Consider the following 5121-nt stretch of genomic DNA (forward strand, 5'->3'; position numbering starts at 1 on the left):
ATAAACAGTTAAACACTTTTTATTTGATGAAATAAAAACAATGCTCTTTTAAAATAAAAACACAATATCATGAAAAAATTACCATTACTTATTGGCGGATTAGTCTTGTTTTTTACAATTAACTGTAGAGAAATTGTGAATTCAGTTCTAGATGTTTTGCCTCCGTTTGACGTACCGTATAGCAAAAGCTTAGATGTTCCTTTTGCAATTGTAAGCGCAACAGAGTTTACCAGAACCCCAGAAATTGCTATGAATATTGATTTAGATGCAAAGATTAAAGAAAAAAAACCGAATTTATCTATTAAAAACTTGAAATCGGTAAAGATGAATACTTTAAGTTTAAACTATGTCAGTTCCAAATTGGGCAATAAATTAGAACTCATTAAGAACGCTAAAATTTACCTGAAAGCTCCCAATCAAGAGGAACGATTAATTGCAACTTCCTTCAATAATACTGATCCTAACACTATTATTTTCAATGTGAATGATGAGGAAATTCTGGAATACTTTAGGACGACTGAAAACTCCTTAATTTTCGAAATTCAAGCTAGTAATAAATCAACAGATGTAATTAAAATAAAAGGGATTTCTGGCTTTAAGATAAAAATTAAACTTTAGAAAAAAAACAAAAAAGACCAGAAATTACTTCTAGTCTTTTTTATTATCATCAAGGATATTTCAAATATTCTTGATTTTTTTATTCAAATTTCTATAACGTTTCTTTCAACCATTCAAAAAATTCTCTCTGCCAAACCAAAGCGTTTTGAGGATGTAGAACCCAGTGGTTTTCATTTGGGAAATAAAGAAATTTTGCTTTCAGTCCTTTCAATTTAGCGGCCTGAAAAGCTTCCTGACCTTGTTCGTAAGGAACTCTGTAATCAATCCCACCTTGAATAATCATCATGGGTTTATTCCATTTATTCACAAAGTTAGAAGGATTAAAGTCGGTATAAGCTTTCGGAACTGGATTATCATAAGGTGAACCCCCTAAATCCCATTTCGCAAAAAACAATTCCTCAGTCGTTAAATACCAGGATTTCATATCGAAAAGTCCATCATGTGCGATGAAAGTTTTGAAACGGTTTTCGTGAATTCCAGCCAACATCATAACGCTGTAACCACCGTAACTTGCACCAACTGCTCCCATTCTGTCGCCATCAACATATGGTAAAGTTTTTGCAAAATCAGCTGCTGCTAAATAATCTCTCATCGGCTGACCACCCCAATCTTTAGAAATATCTTCATTCCACTGAACTCCCCAACCTGGCATTCCTCTTCTGTTTGGCGCAACAATAATATAATCGTTTGCTGCCATTAAAGCAAAATTCCATCGAACGCTGAAAGTCTGTGTTAAAGCAGATTGTGGTCCACCTTGACAATATAATAAAGTTGGATATTTTTTATTCGCATCGAAATTTGGCGGATAAATAAACCATACTCCCATTTCTTTTCCGTCGGTGGTTTTCACCATTTTCAGTTCGGTTCTGGAAGGCGTAATACTTTCGTAATTCTTCTTGTTCACTTCTGTCATTTGTTTCATAGAACCATTTTTCAAATCAACAGAAAATAAATCTGGATTGTGATTCATATCGGTTCTTGAAACTAATAGTAAGTTTTTGTTTTGAGCGTAAATATCATTCAAATCAAAATCACCTTTGGTAATTTGTTGAATTTTAGAGTTTTTCGGATTTAAAGAAAATAATTGTTTTGTTCCTCTAAAAGCCGAAGTAAAGTAAATATCTTTAGAATCTTGCGACCAGAAAACAGAACCGGTAATACTTTCATCCCAATCTTGGGTGAGATTAGTGGTTTTACCCGATTTCCAATCCATGATTTTTAAATCATTTTTGTCCGCTTCATAACCATCTCTCGCCATAGACATCCAATATAGATACTTTCCGTCTGGAGAAAACTTCGGTGAAACATCATATCCTTTATTGCTTTCGGTAAGATTTTTTAAAGTTCCGGTTGCCAAATCATAAGCAAAAATATCGGTGTTGGTTGAAAACGCATATTCAGCACCACTCAAAGGTTTTGTTACATATAAAAGTTGGGAAGAATCTGGAGTCCAAACGAAATCTTCTGATCCACCAGAAGGTCTTTGTGGCGAATCCCAAGGTTTTCCTGCCAATAAATCTTTTGCTTTATCAGCGCTTTCAGAAACATTCACTACAAAAACGTGATTGTATTTTCCTTCATTAAAATAATCCCAATGACGGTGATTAAGGTCGGTATAAATATGAGCAGTTGATTTTGGAGTATCCGTATATTTGTCTTTTCCTAATAATTTTTCTACCAAAACTTCTTTGCTAAATGCGACCTTTTTACCATCCGGAGAAATGACGATATTGTCAACTTTTCCTACCGTATAAAATGGAGTCCAGGTTTTTCCAGCATCTTTAGAAAGATAAATCTGATCATCTTCTTGAGCGTAGATTCCGTTTGCATCCCACTGAATTAGAGATTTTTTCCCTAGATCCAAAGCAGTTGCTTCTGCACTTTTAATAGTAAAAAAATAGTTCTTCTTATTATTTTTTTCTGTTTTAAGATCGGTTTTCCCAATACTGTAAATCAGTGAATTCTGATCCGGCGAAACTGCAGTAACTCCTATTTTATTAAGGGTCCATAATATTTCGGGAGTCATCACATTTTGTGCATTCATAAGAAAAGGTGCTGCCAGAGCGACCAAGGTGTGTTTTATTTTCATTTTTAAATTAAATTTTTTAAATATATAAACGGTATAAAATCGCTAATCTTCTTTAAAACTATTACCGAAAATTAACATCTTACAAATATAGAAAATTCAGGAGGAAAGCAGAAGCACTAAACCATTTCAGTCCTTCTCTGTTGAACTTCTTTAACAAAGTCATCGGGATTTTCTGGACTAATCATATAAATTTTCCCAGACTTTAAAGTGATCTTTACTTTTTTATGAATATTGGTTACATACCAAACATCGCGCCCATTAAAGTAACCAAAATAACCGAACAAACCTCCAACGCCAAAAGTCCGCAAGTTGAAGCCAGTCTTTTCTATTTTATCAAACGTTTCAATTTCATTAATGTTAATGACCACAGAACCGTAGATGTTTTTAACTAAAATCTGATTATAAGAAACTACAATTCTTTTGGGAATAAACCCATAAGAAATAAATATAACGCCGTACATGATAACAAAACTAGTCATTGAAACCATCGGTTTTGGCGGTTCAAAGAAAAAGGAAGAAATTGGAAAAAAGATAAGAAATAACAAAACAATAATCGTAATAATCTTCGTTCTATCATCCATTTTTGCAGTTTGAAATTCTTTCATATTTAAAAATATTAAAGGGTAATTAAATTATCATTTGGCGTATAATCCAAATAAATTCCGCCATCGATCTTTACAGATTTTACTTTCTGATTAACTTCAATCTCTGTTTGGTAAAGTTTACTGTTTTTCCAAACTTCTGGCGTAAAATGCTTTTTATAAATTTTGCCGTCCTGATAGGTAATTTCTACGTCGAAAGGAATTGCAAATCCGCCTACATTTTGAATCGATAAATTCAAATTATTACCGGAAACTACCGCCGAATTAATTTTTAAATCAATATAATTATTGCTGAAAAACCAGTTGTTCCAAAACCAATTCAGATTTTGTCCGCTTCCGGTATTCATGCTATAAAAGAAATCCCACGGCATCGGATGTTTTCCACTCCAGGTATTCATATAATAATGGAGTGATTTTTTAAACAAATCATCGCCGAGCATATCTTTTAAAGCCAGATAAGAAAAAGCAGGTTTTATGTACGAATTATTTCCATAACCAATTCCGGTAACCTGCGTACTCAGTGAAATAATGGGCTGATCTTCTTCGGTAGACGGATCATTAATATATCTTTTCACACGGAAGTCGGTAAACATTTTATCATTAAAAGCTTTTCCGTTTTCGGCTTCACCGATCAGGTATTCCAAAGCGGTTGCCCAACCTTCATCCATAAAAGCATAACGCGTTTCATTGATTCCCATAAAGAAAGGGAAATAAGTATGTGCGATTTCATGATCCACCGTTTGTCGGGAATCTGCTAAATTATCAGGAATTGCAGTATCATTAACCATCATCGGATATTCCATGTCGGCGAATCCCTGGAAACCGGTCATGGTCGGAAAAGGATATTCGATTCCCGGCCAGTTTTCAGAAAACCATTTGATACCGTATTTCTCCCATTCTACATATTTTTCAAAATCTGGAGTTCCTGCGTTATACGTCGCTTGAGTACTTACTTTTTTTGATTTCAACTGAACGCTTGAAGCATCCCAGACATAAGTTGAACTTAATCCAAAAGTAAAATCTGTAATATTTTGAGCCTTAAATTTCCAGGTATTGAAAGGTTTTTGCGTGGTTACTTTTTGTTTTAAAACTTCGTCTTTTGTGGCAACGTGAATTATTTTATCTGAGGTTAAAGAAGATTTAAATTTCTTTAAAATTTCGGGCTGTAAAACCTCTTCCGGATTTTGGAAAATTCCGGTCGCATAAACCACGTAATTTTTTGGAACCGTAACGGCGACTTCATAATTATTAAAGTCATTATAAAATTCATTTCGACCGTTGTGAGGCAATTTATCCCAACCATTATAATCGTCATACACTGAAATTCGTGGATAAGCGTAAGCACAGAACAAGGTATTGTCATCGATTTGTCCTTCTCTTCCACTTTCTTTTGACAACGGAAATTCCCATTCTATTTTAATGATGTTCTTGGATTTGGGCAAAAGTGCTTTGTTTAATTTCAAATCATAGAACGTTTCCCAATCTTCAGAATTTACTTTATAAATTTCTCCATTAATGGAAAGTGATTTTATATTCAAACCCTCACTTAAAAAATCAGCTGATGCTTTTCCCGCTCTCGGTGAGGTCGGCTTGTGCACATTATTCACAAATCTGATGACCAATGATTTTAAAGTATCCGGAGAATTATTGGAATAGACAATCGTTTCATTTCCGGAAACAATTTTGGTCGTCGGATTCACATTGAAATCAATTGCATAATCGCCTGAATTTTGCCAATAATTCTGACCCGGTTTTCCATCCAAGGAACGGGTTTTCTGCTCGTAGGCTTTTTCGATATTTCTAGGCGTATAT

Annotated in this window: 4 protein-coding genes; 1 reads left to right on the forward strand and 3 read right to left on the reverse strand. The window is 34.1% G+C overall.

Annotated elements, in window-relative coordinates; all coding sequences use genetic code 11:
- The first annotated feature begins 69 nt into the window (after positions 1-69).
- Positions 70-618 carry a hypothetical protein gene (locus WBY99_RS12765; protein WP_423976716.1) on the forward strand — a complete coding sequence of 183 codons (549 nt, stop codon included), beginning with the start codon at positions 70-72 and terminating at the stop codon, positions 616-618.
- Between the two features lie 91 nt (positions 619-709).
- On the opposite strand, the gene WBY99_RS12770 is transcribed toward WBY99_RS12765, so the two are convergent.
- From WBY99_RS12770 to WBY99_RS12780, 3 genes are all read right to left on the reverse strand, one after another.
- Positions 710-2707, reverse strand: coding sequence for a prolyl oligopeptidase family serine peptidase (locus WBY99_RS12770; RefSeq protein ID WP_423976717.1), 1998 nt, complete (start codon positions 2705-2707; stop codon positions 710-712).
- A 116-nt stretch (positions 2708-2823) separates the two neighbouring features.
- A complete protein-coding gene (locus tag WBY99_RS12775) occupies positions 2824-3312 on the reverse strand; it encodes a PH domain-containing protein (RefSeq protein ID WP_423976718.1) in 489 nt (162 codons plus the stop codon).
- Positions 3313-3323: 11 nt separating this feature from the next.
- The coding region (locus tag WBY99_RS12780; RefSeq protein WP_423976719.1) for a M1 family metallopeptidase at positions 3324-5121 on the reverse strand (1798 nt) is incomplete at its 5' end.

Origin of the sequence: Kaistella sp. (genome assembly GCF_049588135.1) — a bacterium.
Taxonomy (GTDB): Bacteria; Bacteroidota; Bacteroidia; order Flavobacteriales; family Weeksellaceae; genus Kaistella.

Coding starts and splice junctions, on each gene's coding strand:
- WBY99_RS12765 (WP_423976716.1), top strand. CDS start 70: ATGAAAAAATTACCATTACTTATTGGCGGATTAGTCTTGTTTTTTACA.
- WBY99_RS12770 (WP_423976717.1), bottom strand. CDS start 2,707: ATGAAAATAAAACACACCTTGGTCGCTCTGGCAGCACCTTTTCTTATG.
- WBY99_RS12775 (WP_423976718.1), bottom strand. CDS start 3,312: ATGAAAGAATTTCAAACTGCAAAAATGGATGATAGAACGAAGATTATT.